The sequence below is a fragment of the Ruegeria sp. CH6 genome (genome assembly GCF_056537005.1).
On sequence record NZ_JBQFQS010000010.1, the window covers coordinates 128,385 to 143,834 of the forward strand.

12 protein-coding genes and 1 pseudogene are annotated in these 15,450 nt (G+C 53.2%); 10 read left to right on the forward strand and 3 right to left on the reverse strand.

Annotation, left to right across the window (positions count from 1 at the left end; genetic code table 11):
- Positions 1 to 73: 73 nt before the first annotated feature.
- A pseudogene (locus ACR0CW_RS17760) lies at positions 74 to 220 on the reverse strand (IS6 family transposase); the annotation flags it as partial.
- Positions 221 to 239: 19 nt separating this feature from the next.
- Positions 240 to 1,268 (reverse strand): LacI family DNA-binding transcriptional regulator, encoded by a 1,029-nt coding sequence (locus tag ACR0CW_RS17765; RefSeq protein WP_480788804.1) that lies wholly within the window; start codon positions 1,266 to 1,268, stop codon positions 240 to 242.
- 236 nt (positions 1,269 to 1,504) lie between these two features.
- Here ACR0CW_RS17765 and ACR0CW_RS17770 point away from each other — a divergent pair, with 236 nt between their 5' ends.
- The 5 genes from ACR0CW_RS17770 to ACR0CW_RS17790 all read left to right on the forward strand — a co-directional run bounded on the left by ACR0CW_RS17770 (position 1,505) and on the right by ACR0CW_RS17790 (position 9,267).
- Entirely contained in the window at positions 1,505 to 3,700 is a 2,196-nt protein-coding gene (locus ACR0CW_RS17770) for a DUF1989 domain-containing protein (RefSeq protein WP_480788805.1), read from the forward strand.
- Positions 3,701 to 3,734: 34 nt separating this feature from the next.
- A complete protein-coding gene (locus ACR0CW_RS17775) occupies positions 3,735 to 4,706 on the forward strand; it encodes an ABC transporter substrate-binding protein (RefSeq protein ID WP_170336108.1) in 972 nt (323 codons plus the stop codon).
- A gap of 68 nt (positions 4,707 to 4,774) precedes the next feature.
- Entirely contained in the window at positions 4,775 to 5,824 is a 1,050-nt protein-coding gene (locus ACR0CW_RS17780) for a quaternary amine ABC transporter ATP-binding protein (RefSeq protein ID WP_480788806.1), read from the forward strand.
- A gap of 10 nt (positions 5,825 to 5,834) precedes the next feature.
- Positions 5,835 to 7,352, forward strand: coding sequence for an ABC transporter permease (locus ACR0CW_RS17785; protein WP_480788807.1), 1,518 nt, complete (start codon positions 5,835 to 5,837; stop codon positions 7,350 to 7,352).
- A 637-nt stretch (positions 7,353 to 7,989) separates the two neighbouring features.
- On the forward strand, positions 7,990 to 9,267 hold the full coding sequence (locus ACR0CW_RS17790; protein ID WP_480788808.1) for a hypothetical protein: 1,278 nt from the start codon (positions 7,990 to 7,992) through the stop codon (positions 9,265 to 9,267).
- A 113-nt stretch (positions 9,268 to 9,380) separates the two neighbouring features.
- Here ACR0CW_RS17790 and ACR0CW_RS17795 read toward each other — a convergent pair whose 3' ends face one another.
- A complete protein-coding gene (locus ACR0CW_RS17795; RefSeq protein ID WP_480788809.1) occupies positions 9,381 to 9,788 on the reverse strand; it encodes a hypothetical protein in 408 nt (135 codons plus the stop codon).
- 96 nt (positions 9,789 to 9,884) lie between these two features.
- Between ACR0CW_RS17795 and ACR0CW_RS17800 the strand changes: the two genes are divergently transcribed.
- The 5 genes from ACR0CW_RS17800 to ACR0CW_RS17820 all read left to right on the forward strand — a co-directional run bounded on the left by ACR0CW_RS17800 (position 9,885) and on the right by ACR0CW_RS17820 (position 15,370).
- Positions 9,885 to 10,706: a LysR family transcriptional regulator gene (locus ACR0CW_RS17800; RefSeq protein WP_480788810.1), complete on the forward strand. Its 822-nt coding sequence runs from the start codon at positions 9,885 to 9,887 to the stop codon at positions 10,704 to 10,706.
- A gap of 151 nt (positions 10,707 to 10,857) precedes the next feature.
- Positions 10,858 to 11,613, forward strand: coding sequence for a hypothetical protein (locus ACR0CW_RS17805; RefSeq protein ID WP_480788811.1), 756 nt, complete (start codon positions 10,858 to 10,860; stop codon positions 11,611 to 11,613).
- Between the two features lie 112 nt (positions 11,614 to 11,725).
- Positions 11,726 to 14,047, forward strand: a complete 2,322-nt coding sequence (locus ACR0CW_RS17810; protein ID WP_480788812.1) for an ATP-binding protein — start codon at positions 11,726 to 11,728, stop codon at positions 14,045 to 14,047.
- A 3-nt stretch (positions 14,048 to 14,050) separates the two neighbouring features.
- Positions 14,051 to 14,752, forward strand: a complete 702-nt coding sequence (locus ACR0CW_RS17815; protein ID WP_480788813.1) for a response regulator — start codon at positions 14,051 to 14,053, stop codon at positions 14,750 to 14,752.
- A gap of 159 nt (positions 14,753 to 14,911) precedes the next feature.
- Positions 14,912 to 15,370, forward strand: coding sequence for a dihydrofolate reductase family protein (locus ACR0CW_RS17820; RefSeq protein ID WP_480788814.1), 459 nt, complete (start codon positions 14,912 to 14,914; stop codon positions 15,368 to 15,370).
- Positions 15,371 to 15,450: the final 80 nt, after the last annotated feature.

The window sequence follows — 15,450 nt, forward strand, 5'->3', positions numbered from 1 at the left end:
TGACCCATCCATCCTGAAGCCAGTGCATGTCTGGCAGCGCGATCCAAAATGATCGTGAACAGAACCGTGATCATCGTTTGATGAAACGGTGATCCTGCTCCACGATGATGTTCAGGCATTTACGCCGCACCATCTCGATTGGTACTGAGCAGCCAAATCCTTAGAGTATTCTGGTGATAGCCTTGATGCCTGCAGTATTGGCTCCGCTTTTGTCGGTGCCAACTACTCTGAGAGAAGACCTAATTTTCCAGCGCTGAGTTTCGTATCGCAGAGTTTCTTTCGATCAACTGTGCCTCTAACTTCTCAGACTCTGGTCTCTCCTGGAAAGAAATCCAGCGGGCCAACGCGATGGCTGCACGTTCGCCCATTCTGGAAACCGGAAGATGAACCGTCGACAACGATGGTACGGCGACGGCAGAACTGGGCAGATCATCCAGCCCCATCAACGACACTTCTTTCGGAACACTTACTCCCTTGGATTGAAGACCAAACAAAACCCCTAGCGCGACGACGTCCGAAAGACACAAGACAGCGTCAGTCTTGACCGCGTTGCTTACGATACGCGCAGCTGCTTCCGCACCGCCGCGAAGGCTGATTTCAGTCTCAACAGTTGCAAGTTCGCCGTTCCAGTTCACAGCGCGCAGCCCGGAAAGCCTTGCGAGGGTCCGGTCATTGTTGTGAACCGGGCCGTGCACAACAGTGATTTTCTGATGCCCCAGGTCAATGAGGTGTTGCAGTGCCAATTGTGCCGCGGCCTTGTTGTCATACCCGATCGTTGGCAAAGGATTGGAACCGTCATAATAGGATGTGATGATTGTGGGGATCATCGTACGTTCGAGAAGTTCGTGGAACTCATCGGAATGGGTTGCGCCGGTAACGATCAGGCCTTCTGCCCCAATATCGACAAGCCCCTTCGCCTTTTTAGCTTCGACCTGCAAGTCAGACTCAGTAGTGGCCACAATCAACGATAACCCATCTTCGGAAAGCTTTCGCTCCAAAGCGGCCAAAAACCGAGCGAAAATAGCATTGTCCAGTGTTGGAACCAGCGCACCTACAAAACGCGTACGGCCAGAATTAATTGCTCGGGCCGCCGCACTGGGGACGAAGCGAAGATCGGTGATCGCTTTTTGAACTTTCTCCAGAGTGTCTTTTTTTACCACATCTGGTTCATTCAGTACTCGGGACACTGTCGCGACTGAAACGCCCGCTGCTTTTGCAACATCTCTGAGATTTGCGCGTTTTTTCAGCGCGGGGGCTTTTTGTGTCACCTGTATTTGCGTCCAATTTATTTTGAGCTTCAATGAAAGTGTTGACATATGTAACTAGTTTCATCAACCTCTGTAACTAGTTTCATAACTGAGAATCCAACAGCGATATGCAAGGTTCTGCTGTCTTACACGATTTCACAAATTCCGGGTTTGAAAGCCCGGGGCGCAGATTCCCTGGGTTTCCGAAGGCTTCCGGAGTTCGAAAATATGTTCTGGCATCGCGGGAAGCGATCCGAGTGGAGTTGGATCCGGGTGATTTGCTATCCTTGGAAGCGGCGTCGCAGACGCAACCTCTGGACATTGTTGCATATCTCAACGGGCAGACGGCGCTTGCTCATCTGGGCTTAGAGGCAAACGGAGCGCTTGATCACGACGGGTTCAACAGCGAGCCACTCGAGGGTTGGATCAGTGCGAATGGCGGAAATCCAACGCAAACAGTTCCGTGCTACAAGGCAGTCGCGTCAGCAGATCCTCTGATCTTGCGTACAGACAAACGCATCACAGTTTGGCTGATCCGACCAACTCCGAACGCTGGATTGATCGAAGGGATTGGTTCTGGCTGCGTCGCGGTTTCTCATACGGTTGCAGCTTCAAGCGTGCCTTTATTGCCACCGCTTTTGGGTGATACGCGAGACGAATTCACTGTGCCGCGCGGTACGGGACTCGCATATGAGCTGAAAGCCGGTGAATTTGTTCAAATCATCGACGTCGAGGGGCAGCAGTGCTCTGACTTCATGGCACTTCGTTCCGACGGGTTGGATCTTGGTGATGAATGGATGATCGACTCGACCGCGACCCGGTCGATGGTGCGACGCGCCTATCCTGGCCCCGGGTTGCTTGACAAATTTTACGACCGTGAGATGCGGCCTCTTCTCAATGTGGTGCAAGACACCTGTGGGCGTCATGATACGTTTGGTCTAGCTTGCACCGCGCGCGGCTATGAAGAACGCGGCTTTCCCGGCCATGTGAACTGTTCAGACAATATGTCGAATGCGCTAGCAGCCTACGGCGTAGCCCGTCGGTCTGCGTGGCCAGCCATCAATTTCTTCTGGAGCACGTGGATTGATCCGGCAAGCCATCACATCCTGACCGAAGAATCCCATTCGCGCCCCGGAGACTACGTTACCATGCGGGCACTGGAAGATCTGGTTTGTGTCTCAACCGCGTGCCCGGATGATATCGATCCGATCAACGGCTGGAACCCGACAGATGTACATGTGCGAATCTATCGCTCCGAAACACCTATCCGCCGCGCGGTTGCCTATCGTGAAAAGGAAGATGCCCCGATGTCGATCAGTCAGGATTCCGCGTTTCATGACCGTCTGACCCCACTGACCCAACAATTTGCACCTGCACGTGATCTATGGGCACCGGTCAGCTTTCCCGCTTTCGGAACATTGGGCGAGTACTGGGCCTGTCGCGAGGCAGTGACGGTGCAGGACATGAGCGGGTTGCGCAAATTCGATATCGTTGGCCCAGATGCGGAGAAACTGCTGCAACAAGCAACAACCCGAAACGTGGCCAAGCTGCCGGTCTGGCGCGGGTCCTACACTTTGATGTGCGACGAAAGCGGGTCGGTCATCGATGACGGCACGCTTTTTCGGCTTGCGCCCGAGATCTTCCGCTGGTGCTGCGGCTCTGAAGAAAGCGGCCGCGCACTGCAGTCATTGGCCACGAATCTGGGCCTGCAGGTCCGTGTGCACGCCATGCAGAACGCAATGCCTAACCTCGCGATTCAGGGGCCAAAATCGCGCGACCTATTGCGCAAGATCACCTTTACTCAACCACACGTTCCTTCGTTGGATGACCTGAAGTGGTTCGGGGTCACGATCGCCCGCCTCAATAATCGCGAGGGTGCGCCATTCATGCTCTCGCGCTCCGGATACACTGGGGAGCTGGGCTACGAAATCTTTTGTTCCAAGTCTGACGCGATTGAGATCTGGGACGCTGTTATGGAAGCGGGTCAGGAACTTGGAGTTACACCCATGGGCTCGGCAGCATTGGACATTATCCGGATCGAAGCCGGGTTGGCCGCGGCAAATGCTGAATTTGCACCCGGAGTAGATGCATTCGAAGCCGGGTTGGGCTTCGCCATCGATCTGAACAAAAACAATTTTACGGGCAAAGCCGCGCTTGAAAGAAACGCGCGAGAGCCGCGTCGCGCGCTCAAAGGCTTACTGATCGGCTGTGATGATGTACCTGCCCACGGCGCCCCTGTTTTTGCCGGTGAACGGCAGGTAGGCGTCGTCACTTCGGCCACTAGGTCACCGATGCTGGAACACGCCATCGCGATGGCGAGGGTGTCGGTCGAACACTCCGAGAACGGGACACAGCTGGAAATCGGTCAACTTGACGGGCGGATGAAAAGGCTCGGTGCCACAGTCTCGGACATTCCATTCATAGACCCGCAACGAAAGCGGGCGCGCGCCTGAAGGCGCAAGCAACACTACGCAACAGGAGAACAAGATGAAGCACTTTAATACACTGACTGCGTCGCTGGCATTGGCCTTGGGTGCCACCACTGCAATGGCGCAGGAAAAGGTTATGGTTGGAGAGCCCAGCTGGCCTGGAGCCAAGATTATGAGCCGCGTGATCGGTCAGGTCATTGAAACCCGTCTTGGCGGTGAGGTCGGCTATGCGCCCGGTGCAAACGCAGTGATCTTTGCTGCGATGGATGGTGGGCGTGGTGACATTGACGTGCACCCCGATGTCTGGTTGCCAAACCAATCTTCGTTTACTGACGAATACGTGGACCAAAAGGGGACAGTTGGCCTGTCCGACGGTAGCTATGAAGGTCGTGCCGGTATTTGTGTTCCGACCTACATGGTCGAGGATCACAACATCAAATCGATCTATGATCTTGCCACACCGATGGCACAGGAGCTTTTTGACTCAGACGGCGATGGCATGGGCGAGGTCTGGGTTGGCGCTTCTGGTTGGGCATCTACCAATACCTTTAAAGTACGGGTACGCGACTATGGCATCGAAACTTTCCTGACACCGACCACCGAGGATGAAACGGTATTCTATTCGCGTTTGAAGGATCAGATCGATCAGAAGAAAGGTGCAGCGTTCTACTGTTATGCTCCGCATTACGTGCATGCGCTTTATGACGTCACCATTCTGGAAGAGCCCGAACATGATCCAGCCACCTACAAAATGGTCCAACCCGATCAGGATGCTGATTGGTACAACCAGTCTCATGTCAGCACCGGCGAGCCGGTAAAGACAGTAACGGTTGCGCATTCCAAGTCCTTGGATCAGCGCAATCCGGCGGCCGCGTCATTCCTGAGCAGCATCAATATGGATGCCGCGCAGCTGAGCGGTCTGACTTATGAAGTCGTGGTCAAAGGGCGCGAGATCGATGAGGTTGTGGCCGAATGGATCGATGCCAATGGCGATACAGTTGATGGCTGGCTGGGCCTGAAAACCAACTGAAGCAACTGTGCCCCCGGCGTTTCTGGATCGGGGGCGCAATCCACAAGACCAACTATGGTGAGACCAGTATGACAGCGGATATCGCAATCGATGCGCGTGGCGTGTGGAAAGTTTTCGGAGCAAAGGCGCAAGACGCGTTGAAGGCCATTCACAATGAAGGGCTGAGCAAGGCGGAGGTACTTGAACGCTTTAACTGCGTTGTAGGTGTTGCCGATGCCAGTTTCGAGATCGAACGCGGTGAGCTGTTTTGCGTCATGGGTCTGTCCGGGTCGGGTAAGTCGACTCTGGTGCGCCACGTCAACCGTCTGCTGGAACCCACGGATGGCCATATCTACCTCGACGGCGATGACGTGATGGGCCTGAACGACGAAGGCCTTCGCGATTTGCGCAATCGCCGCGTTGCGATGGTGTTCCAGAACTTTGGCCTGATGCCCCACCGAACTGTTCGTGACAACGTAGCGATGCCCCTGGAAATTCGCGGCACCGGCAAGGCAAGGCGCTGGGAAGAAGCGGATCGCGTTCTTGAACTGGTGGAACTGAGCGGCTGGGAAGACAAATACGCGCACGAACTGTCTGGTGGCATGCAGCAGCGGGTTGGTCTTGCCCGGGCTATCGCTGCGGACCCGGAGATCTTGTTGATGGACGAGCCGTTCTCGGCCCTTGACCCGCTGATCCGCAAGCAACTGCAGGATCAGTTCATGGAGCTCAGCCACAAGCTCAACAAGACTACGATGTTTATCACGCACGATCTTGATGAAGCCATTCGTATCGGCCATCGAATTGCGATTATGAAAGATGGGCGCATCGTTCAGATTGGCACGCCAGAAGAGATCATTCTGAATCCGGCAGATGACTATGTTGCTGACTTCGTTGCCGGGATTTCAAAACTTAACATGATCTTTGCCCATGCGGTGATGAAGCCGGTTGAAGAATTCGAGGCAAATCACGGTGAGGTTCCGACAGACGCCAAAGAGGCACATCCCGACATGGATTTGTCAGATCTGATGAACCTCTGTGTAGATGGTCACGGGGTTGTGGCTGTCACGCAGGACGGCAAGACCGTGGGCGTGATCAACCGGGCGGGTCTGATCCGCGCCATTCAAGACAGTCAGGCATAAGGGGACGGCGATGAAACACGTTGACGTACAACAGGTCCAACCCGAGACCGCTGACCGCCTGAACGGCCTGATTGGGGATTTCGTCGGGCAGGGCGAGGCGTATTATCAAAAAACATTCGCCTACATGATGCAGGCTCCGGGTTACCGGTTCACCCTGAACAAGGCTGCTGCAATTCTTGGGCCAATCTGGTTTGGAGCGCGCGGTCTCTGGTCGTGGTTTTTGACTTTTCTGGTTCTTGAAACACTGGCTTACATACAGATAGGGCTGGGTCTTTTTGGTGATCTTGGGCGCGAATTTCGCGAACGGGCCGAGCAGATCGAACAAACCCTTGATCTTCGCCGACAACAGATCGAAGCGGCCGAACAATCGGGTGCCGCCTCGCTCGATTCCCTGAAACGTGCAGCAGAGTCGCTGGAGGGCGCTTTGGCCGGGGCTCAGGACGCTGCCCGAAGTGCCGATTCAACGGGGATTACATATCTGGCATCTGGCATCGTCCTTTTGCTGGTCGTAAAGTTTATCGCTGCGTCGTTGGCCAACTGGACCTTGGAGGGTCAGTTCGCCCGTTGGCGATCAGATTCCAGCGTGGCTCATGGGTGGTCCATGGCACGGATGATTGTTGCATCGGCACTGACTGTGGTCGTTGTCATTCTGTCCGCAATAAAATTTGCGCAACCCGATGCGTTTGCGATCCTCAAGACCTTTCCAACCAACCGTGACTGGCGATTGAATGTCGGGGATGGTGTGCAGGCAGTTTTTGAATGGACCAAAACTGCTGGTCGAGGTTTCTTTGACGGGCTGACGTACGGGATGCGCACCCTGTTGGACTGGATCGAGGTGGTTCTGGTCGACACGCCCTGGCCAGTGGTGTCGCTGGTTATCATTATGTTGGCTTACCTTTCCGCGGGTGCGCGGGTTGCGATTTTCACCGGCGCTGCATTGGCCTATCTCGGGTTACTGGATTTCTGGGAAAAGGCGATGACCACTATCGCACTGCTGGGTGCTGCAGCGATGATCTCAATTACGCTGGGCATCCCACTTGGAATCTATTGTGCGCGTCGGCCTAGGGCATTTGCCATCGTGCGTCCGATACTGGATTTCATGCAATCGATGCCATCCTTTGTTTATCTGATCCCGGTGGTCGCGTTCATCGGATCCGGTAAACCTGCGGGTGTGGTCGCGACCATGATTTTTGGCAGTCCACCCGTCATTCGCTTTACCGTCCTTGGTTTGCAGCAGGTTCCCGAAACCGTGCGCGAGGCTGCTTTGGCATTTGGTGCCACCCCGCGCTATCTGCTTTGGCGCGTAGATCTTCCACTTGCGCACAAAACCATCATGGCAGGTGTCAATCAGACCATCCTGATGTCATTGGCCATGGTTGTTGTCGCATCGCTGATCGGGGCAAAGGGACTGGGCGAAGATGTTCTGGAGGCGTTGCAATATGCGGCGGCAGGGCAGGGCATATTGGCAGGCCTCGCCATTCTGTTTTGTGCTCTCATTCTGGATCGTATTGTGGCCGGTAAGAAGTGAGCCCTATTGCGAATTTGATATCAGCTAAATCGTCCTGACTTCAAATCCCGTGGTGCAATGTCTTTTGAGCAGTGTGCACAAAAAGGATTCACATCGGGCGACTGTCATGGCTCAAGCTGATGGCACTGTTGCCAACTGTCAGGTGATCTTCCACCTTTAGACATTGTGGGCGATGTGGTCAAAGTGGAGGTAAGGCGCTGGTTGCCTGCGCACCCTTTCTAGCGGTGAATATGCTCATCTCGCTCGGGGAAGAAATCTACATATTTTGCACAAAGGCCTTTAGCACATACACATCCGGATAGTGAACAAAATGAAGACAGCGGGAAAGCGATAACGTCTAGCCACTTGTTTGCGGTTCACATTTGGTTTTCCCGTCTAGCCTTCAGGAGCGGGGGCAGCGGTTGCTAAAGTCCAAGTGAAAATACAACTGATACAATCACTGGCGCTTCTCTGATACATTTCGAACCCAGAGTCTTCTCATCCCGCTGAACGGCAACGCGCTACAATCGCCCGAGGAAGACCGGAATATGTTACACAAGCGACTGCCAAGCCTCGGTGCTGCCATCGCTCCTTTAGTAGGACAATTGTGGGTTGGTGAATTCAGAACCTGTCAGAGACGGATTTTCGAGTCGGTGGCATGACTGCCACCAGTATTGCTCTTTTCGCAGTCGGCATCGGTAGCGTCACCTTCGCATTTTGGGGGCATTATACCCTCTCGGGCCAGCAGAGCTTTGAAGGCATGAGCGGAATGATCCCGATCGCCTCAGGGGTATCTGGCGGGCTACTCTTAGTTTCCGCCGTGCTGTTGGCCGGATATCAGTATTTGGTCCCCTCTATGGAACAGGATCTTGCCACGTTGTCGTTTCCAGAAACTCCGGGGTACTCAGACTATAACCATTGGATTTGGTTATCGGTTACCGTAGCGATACTGGCTCTGTTCGACCTTTTCTGTCGCCTAACAGTTGGCGTGTCTGGCATATTGATCGTGTTTTCATGGTTTGAGAGCGGGGCATCTCGCTGGGGTTTGAGCATACTCTTTCTGGGGGTCCTGACCGTACATACGTTGATGGTGACTGATACGATCGGAACGATCCATACTCGCTATTTTGGCCAACCAGACTCCTCGGTCGTGGTTGGTCATGATCTGCACAACGAGGTGTTTCGTCTTTATCCAACTATAGGGGAAGGTGAGGTCGTAACCTCCCATGGTGGTACCTATGAAGATAACGACGTATTTGCCGACCGATTTGCCGATCTGCAATGGGAGAAAACTCTGCGGTTTGGTCAGCGTGCGCAGGATGTTTTGGGCTGGCAGTCTTTTACGACCAAGTCGGCGATCAAGGCCGGCGTGCTCCATTTTGTGACATTGGGTTTGCTTGGGTTGTTCTTCGTTGGACTAATCGGTTGGTCCGTTGACTATCAGGGCGAGCTTGAGACTACTTCGGCCTCGGCTCTTGAGACCGGCTTCAGCTGGTTGTGGCGACATCATCGGGTCATGTTTCTGGCAGCTGCGTTGGCGGGCGCGGGAACGATGATCGGATTTGTGGCCTGGGCTCATGACCCTAAGCTCGTTGAACAGCTTCAGCCGGGGGATGTATTTGCACAGCTGCCAGAGACGATCCGACCTGGTAAGGTGATCAAAGGCATTGTTGTCGATCATGCGGCTGAACAGGCTCATTTCAAAAACCAGTCTGGATCGAGCGTGTCGCACTATAGTCTATTAGTGCGGATTGATGAAGTTTTCGCACATTCAATCTGGCTAAGGATCACTTTGGAGAACATCAAACCAGTCCGGGATTGGGTGAGTGAAGCGGTGTCGCTACAGGGTGTGGCAGAGACCTTCATCGTGCAGGATGATCTGTCCATCATACCGCAGAAACTACATCGTGCGGGGGTTCTATCGCATTCCTACTAGAAGGCGTGCAAGATTACTTCCTTCGGAAAATGCGTGCCATGAGTGAGAGAAACAGCTCAGTGCTGGGTTTACGTCAGATCCCCTCTGCACTGAGTTATTACTTTGGGAAAAACCTACACTTCGACAACACTGGTAACCGTCTCGCGGAAGTAGTCCAGCAGACCATCCGCTTCGTGGGACAAGATATAGGTAAGGCTTTTTACTTCCGTTTGTTGGACGCCGTAGAAAAACTGCTGATGAAAGGAAGTCAGATACCAGCCATCACTTAGCTCTACGCAATTTGTGCCTAATGATTTTGTGCCCTCGGAAAACACCTCTGCGCCCAGTCGGCCAACGAGTACCATCAGCTCATCGCGGTTTTTTGCCTGCTGCCAACTGATGTCTGTATCATCGCGAAAGTGATCGATCCGAAAATCAATATCCTGCGCGATCAGTTCAAACATCGTCGGATCACCAGCGACAAATTTGGCGATGACTTGTTCGATAACTGTTTCTTCAACAATCGCAGATTTCGGTTCCATGTTCATAGACTCCTCTTTGTTTGACGAATGGAGTCTGTCACCGCTGCATGGCAAAGGTAATTGCTATACCAATTATGTATGGTATAGACATTATCTATGATAGAGTTAAACTCCTTACGCTACTTTGTCAGTGCCTATGAGGTCAGGACTTTTAGCAAAGCGGCACGAGAGAACGGCGTTAGCCAGCCAACAGTCTCGGCTGCGATTCAAAAGCTTGAAGATCGTCTGGGCGCATCTTTGTTTCTACGCTCAAAAACTGGCTTAACGCCCACACCGCTTGGGACGCGGCTCTATCATGACGCGCTGAACAGCGTCACTCATCTCACAACACTCGAGAGCCGAATTCTGAATCAGCCGAAACAGAATGTCCGTATCCATAGTGCACCAGATATGCTGATCAATAGCCTCGCGTCAGGGCTCAGCAGTCTTCGCCGCGAGTTTTCCGATCTGGCCTTCGGTTTTACAGCCGATGCGAAGGATAGCGACATCGCCTATACTACTGATGTCTGCCTGCCTGCTTCACATAGCTTCATGCTATTGGAGGAAGAGCCTTTTGGTGTAGCGTTCTCAAGTAAGCATCCGCTTGCCTCCCTGAGCGAGATGCGACTGGAGGATGTTCGCAGGTACCCAATAATTCACAGGCCTTACTGCCCGAACGCTGATCATATGGATATGAATGCACTCAGCACAGCGCCCGCAGCACAGGCTATGAACGACCCACAGTTGATGGATCTGGTTGCGGCGGATCTTGGCATCGCTTTCACGCCACGCTCACATGCCAGATACCGTGAAGATGTCGTCTGGGTTCCACTTGCGGATAGAAACGCAGGAACACGTAAAGTCGGGATTTCCCATCGAAGATCGGCGTTGGCCACCAAGCTGGCAAAGAAGCTGGCTGAGGTTATCAAAAGTGGCTGACCTTTTCGTATAACGGCGACCCTCTGGCAAATGATACAATTGATACATCTTGCAATGTTTCTCTGACACAAACCGGCACTAGCCTGACGGTTTAAGTAAATGGAACCTGTTGACCTGCCCAGGTTCACCTGCAGCGGGAGAGAGCGAGAGAATGAGTGGCCAAAGTCGTACCGGATTTGCATCAGCAGCACTGGTGTTACTGCTTTCCAAATCGGCACTGGGATGTCAGCCCATGCACCTAGTGAATTATAAGACAGACGGAGGCTTCTTCGACATTCGACTGAACGGTGTTCTGGTTATGGCAGGAGATAGCTATTCAGGTGTTGTGAAACTCGATCAGGGTTTATTAGTCGGTGAGAATACAATTGCGGTTACTTATGACGCCAAGGGCGCGCAGGATGTAGCTTATTTCGCAGTGCATGAAGGCTGCGAGGGCGAATTTCCGAACGAACAATCTCTGGCTTCGGTGGAAATTCAAGGCGATGGAGAGCAAGAATTGGTCTTCGATAGCCAGAGCCCGGTTGAGGCTTTTTTTCCCGGGGCAGTTATAAGCGACGGCAAGGGCCTGCTTGATGCGGTGAAAGAGCTACAGGCCGCAGTTCAAAGGCGAGATGTCGAAACCGTATTTGCTTTCCACGAACCTCTTTTGACCAAAATGGCTGAAAGCGGTGCTCCGATGGAGCGGATCAATGCTCATGTCACCAAGATGCTGACGGAAGGCGAAATTACCCTAATGCAAAACCTGACTTTGACACCGGTCTTGGATGGGTTGGCCTGGGAAGTTTTGGCCCCCTCCAGTCAGCCGCCTGTTGTTGTTCACCTTGAGCAGGATGGCGGGCAGTATGAATGGACCAGCGGAACGCGATGGGTTTTTGTTGATAACGCTTGGTACGTTATCGAACCGTGAAGCTATCTTGTGGGTTCAGGTTATGGCTTGTCGGCTACCGCATCTCCCGACAAACTGATCTGAGCCAGCAAGTGCACCGCCTTGATCCAACCGGTCTTAGAGGACAGCGAAAATGACGACAGCTCAGGATACGGCAACCTGTGTCGAAGGTAGTTCACAAATCGATGTCACCCAGTTCGAAGACCTGCTTGATGCTATGGACGAAGGGGTCGCACTATTTGATGTCGATGGTAGTTTTCTTCTGTGCAATGACAAATACATGGAAATGCTGGCGCCATCAGGTCATCCACGACCCGCTGAAGGAACCTCATCTCAACAGGTCGCGCTTGGCTTTTTTGGAACGGACTATCTTCAGCCGGTAGATGGCATGGATGAGGCGATGCTTTCTCGTTCTGTTGGAGTGCCTACTGATCCGGGGCAGGTATTTGAGTTCAGAAACGCGGACGGGTGCACCATTGCCGCCACTACCAAAATTACCTCAGGCGGCAGGGCACTGGTGCGCTTGCAGTTTCTCGAGGAAGCGAAAACGCCCGATCAATCAGCGCGTGACATGTTGCTAGATGCGTTTCAGGCATTGGATGAAGGTCTCGTTCTTTGCGATGAGAACATGCGTTTCGTCTTTGCCAACACGGCGTGGAAGAACATGATGTATGGTGCGCGGCCGCATCTTACTCCTGAACCCGGCGACGAAGTTGTCGAAAAGGTTGTCGAGCTGGTCAAGGACGGCTTCTACGATATCCCTGCGGATCAGAGCCAAGAGGATTACATCAATTGGCTGATGACCGAGATGTCCCAGCACGGGAAACAGGTGGAGATACGCACCGCAGAGGGCAAACACTATGTAGGTGCCTCACATTTGACCGCGTACGGCGGATCCCTGTTGTTTGTACGCGATCTGACCAATCAGCGTAGGGCTGAGGCGACGCGGCTCGAAGCCGTGAACGGCGCTATCGATGCAGTGGACTACCCTCTGGTTTTGTTTGATGCGGATGAGAAGTTCGTGCTGGCCAATAAGGCGTGGTACGCGATGATCGAGCCCACGGGGTTGGATCCGCAGCCTGGTGACCCTGGAAATGAGTTTTTCTGGTCCATTGTCGACTCTGACTATTACCTGCGCCCGGAGGGTATGAGTAAGGAAGACTACTTTGCCGCCGGAATGGCCTTAATCTACAACTACGGGCGCGAGTTTCCGCTGCAAACCTCTGATGGCAGGGTTTTTCTGGGAAGTTCGAATGTCACCGCACTGGGTGGATTTCTGCTGTCCTATCGGGAAATCACCGAACAGATCCGTGCCGAGGCAGAGCTGGAACAACAGCGTGAGGTGGCTCATCAGAACGAAAAGCTCTCGGCCCTTGGGGAACTACTGGCCGGCGTCGCGCATGAGCTGAACAATCCATTGTCGGTGATTTTCGGGTATAGCCAGATGTTGCAGGGCAAGGTGAGCGATCCCGTGCTGTCCGAACGGATTGATTTGATGTGCCAGTCCGCCGAACGCGCGGGAAAGATCGTAAAAACCTTTCTTGCGATGGCACGTCAGCGTCCAACCCGGATAGATATCTGTTCGCTTAACGACATCGTGGCGACAGCATTGGAGGTGTCGGGCTACTCGCTGAAAACCAACGGCACTGTTGTCGAGACTGATCTAGACGAGACCGCGCCTCCGATCGCGGGTGATTTCGATCAGCTGGCGCAGGTTTTCAGCAATCTCATTGTCAATGCTGGCCACGCTCTTCACGACCAGCGCGAGGAAGGCCGCATTCTTGTGCGGTCGTATCACGATGTCGACGAGAACCGAACCGTGGTCGAAATCCGCGACAACGGTCCGGGTATTCCTGCAGACATTCAGAACCGGGTTTTCGAACCATTCTTTACCACTAAGGAAGTCGGCGAAGGGACCGGCGTTGGGCTTGCCTTTAGCCATAAGATTATCGAAGGCCACGAAGGTGAGTTGTCGTTGCGCTCTGTTCCGGGTGAGGGCACAAGTTTTTACGTCAAGCTGAATGCGGTCCATGATGACAACACGCGGAACGAGATGGATCGTCTGGCCCCCACGCCGTCGAAGTCGCTGTCCTGTCTGGTGGTTGATGACGAGGCCGGCGTGGCGCAATTGCTTTCGGACATACTCACCGACGAAGGCCATTCGGTCGAAATGACGACCACACCCCGTAAGGCGTTACACATGGCCGAGGCACGCGAATTTGATGTGATCCTGAGCGATTTCAAAATGCCCGATATGGATGGCGAAGCGTTTTACGAAGCCCTGCGCCTGATTTCACCGAATAGCGCCAATCGCGTGGGTTTCATAACCGGTGATGCCCTGAGTGAGAATGTCCGTGACTTCTTTGCACGATCAAAACGCCCCTATATCGAAAAACCAATCATTAAACGCGAGCTTTTGACGTTGATCCGGCTCGTGCTCTACGAACTGGAATAGCCTATGTATCATTCCGTTATCATCTGCGACGACGAAGCGCCCTTGCGCAAGATGCTCGCAGATCACCTGAGCGAATGTGGCTATGCCGTGCAAGAGGTTGAAAACGCCGCGGAACTAATGGCGCTTTTGGCTAAACAGGAACCCGATCTGGTGCTGTTGGATGTGCGTATGCCCGGTAAGGACGGTTTCACGGCCTTGCGGGATATCCGGATGGATTCTCAGGTGCCGGTGATGATGCTGACAGCTGCCGGAGACGTAGTAGACAAGGTACTGGGTCTGGAGTTTGGTGCCGATGACTATCTTGTCAAACCGGTTGATCTTCGCGAATTGCAAGCGCGGATCAAAGCGGCGATCCGGCGCAGCGCCATCCGGGATACCGAGCAGGAAAAGCATGATCGTCTCAGCGGCACGGTGCCCTTTGGGTCCTGCCATCTTGATCTGGATAGCGCCCGCTTATTTGCCGAAGACGGTTCTGAAATTGCGATAACCGCCATGGAGTTTAGTTTGCTGAGGGTTTTTGCCGAAAATCGTGGTCGGATTCTGAACCGTGATCAACTGCTGGCCAAGGCGCATGATCGGGGTTGGGAACCATTCGATCGATCAATTGACCTCAGAATATCGCGCATTCGCCGCAAGGTCGAAAAAAACCCTGAAAAGCCCGAGGTGATCCGTACTGTTCACGGTATCGGCTATGTTTTTGGTTAAATTGCTGCACCGAACACAGACCGATATGGTGCTGGTTTTTCTTACCACGCAACAGTATCCAATCATGAGCAATAGGAGTGCCCTGAAAGTGATCAAGTAAGTCCAATCACGCAGCCAGCCCAAACGGCAAAAATTGGATTAACTTTCTCGGAGCACACAATGCATCCCATTATCTATGACGTCGCCGTCTCACTGGACGGATTTATCTCGGGTCCGTCCGAAGACATCTCAATGTTCGCCAATGAAGGACCGGTCGTCGAAGACTACCATGCGCGTATGGCTACATACACGACGGCAATCATGGGCCGATCAACATATCAGTTTGGATACAAGTATGGCCTGGAAGCGGGTCAAAATCCTTATCCGCACATGGAGACGATCGTGATTTCTCAGTCCATTGGTGATCTGAAAAACAGCGATGTGAAGATATGCAGGTCGGCAACAACCCATTTAATTAGGGAACTTAAATCGAATGCGAAGGGACCAATCTACCTTTGTGGAGGCGGTTCGTTTGCTGGATGGCTCTTGGAGAAAGGCCTGATCGATAGGGTCGTTCTCAAGCGTGCGCCTTTCGTTTATGGCGACGGAGTATCTCTTTTTGGTGGTAAGGTGAATTAGTCTCGATGTTATCTGACACCGCCCCCAATTTTTCAAATTGGATTGGGGGCGGTGTTTCCCTTGAAGGGAGATGGTTGTCC

Coding starts and splice junctions, on each gene's coding strand:
- ACR0CW_RS17775 (WP_170336108.1), top strand. CDS start 3,735: ATGAAGCACTTTAATACACTGACTGCGTCGCTGGCATTGGCCTTGGGT.
- ACR0CW_RS17780 (WP_480788806.1), top strand. CDS start 4,775: ATGACAGCGGATATCGCAATCGATGCGCGTGGCGTGTGGAAAGTTTTC.
- ACR0CW_RS17785 (WP_480788807.1), top strand. CDS start 5,835: ATGAAACACGTTGACGTACAACAGGTCCAACCCGAGACCGCTGACCGC.
- ACR0CW_RS17790 (WP_480788808.1), top strand. CDS start 7,990: ATGACTGCCACCAGTATTGCTCTTTTCGCAGTCGGCATCGGTAGCGTC.
- ACR0CW_RS17795 (WP_480788809.1), bottom strand. CDS start 9,788: ATGGAACCGAAATCTGCGATTGTTGAAGAAACAGTTATCGAACAAGTC.
- ACR0CW_RS17800 (WP_480788810.1), top strand. CDS start 9,885: ATGATAGAGTTAAACTCCTTACGCTACTTTGTCAGTGCCTATGAGGTC.
- ACR0CW_RS17805 (WP_480788811.1), top strand. CDS start 10,858: ATGAGTGGCCAAAGTCGTACCGGATTTGCATCAGCAGCACTGGTGTTA.
- ACR0CW_RS17810 (WP_480788812.1), top strand. CDS start 11,726: ATGACGACAGCTCAGGATACGGCAACCTGTGTCGAAGGTAGTTCACAA.
- ACR0CW_RS17815 (WP_480788813.1), top strand. CDS start 14,051: ATGTATCATTCCGTTATCATCTGCGACGACGAAGCGCCCTTGCGCAAG.
- ACR0CW_RS17820 (WP_480788814.1), top strand. CDS start 14,912: ATGCATCCCATTATCTATGACGTCGCCGTCTCACTGGACGGATTTATC.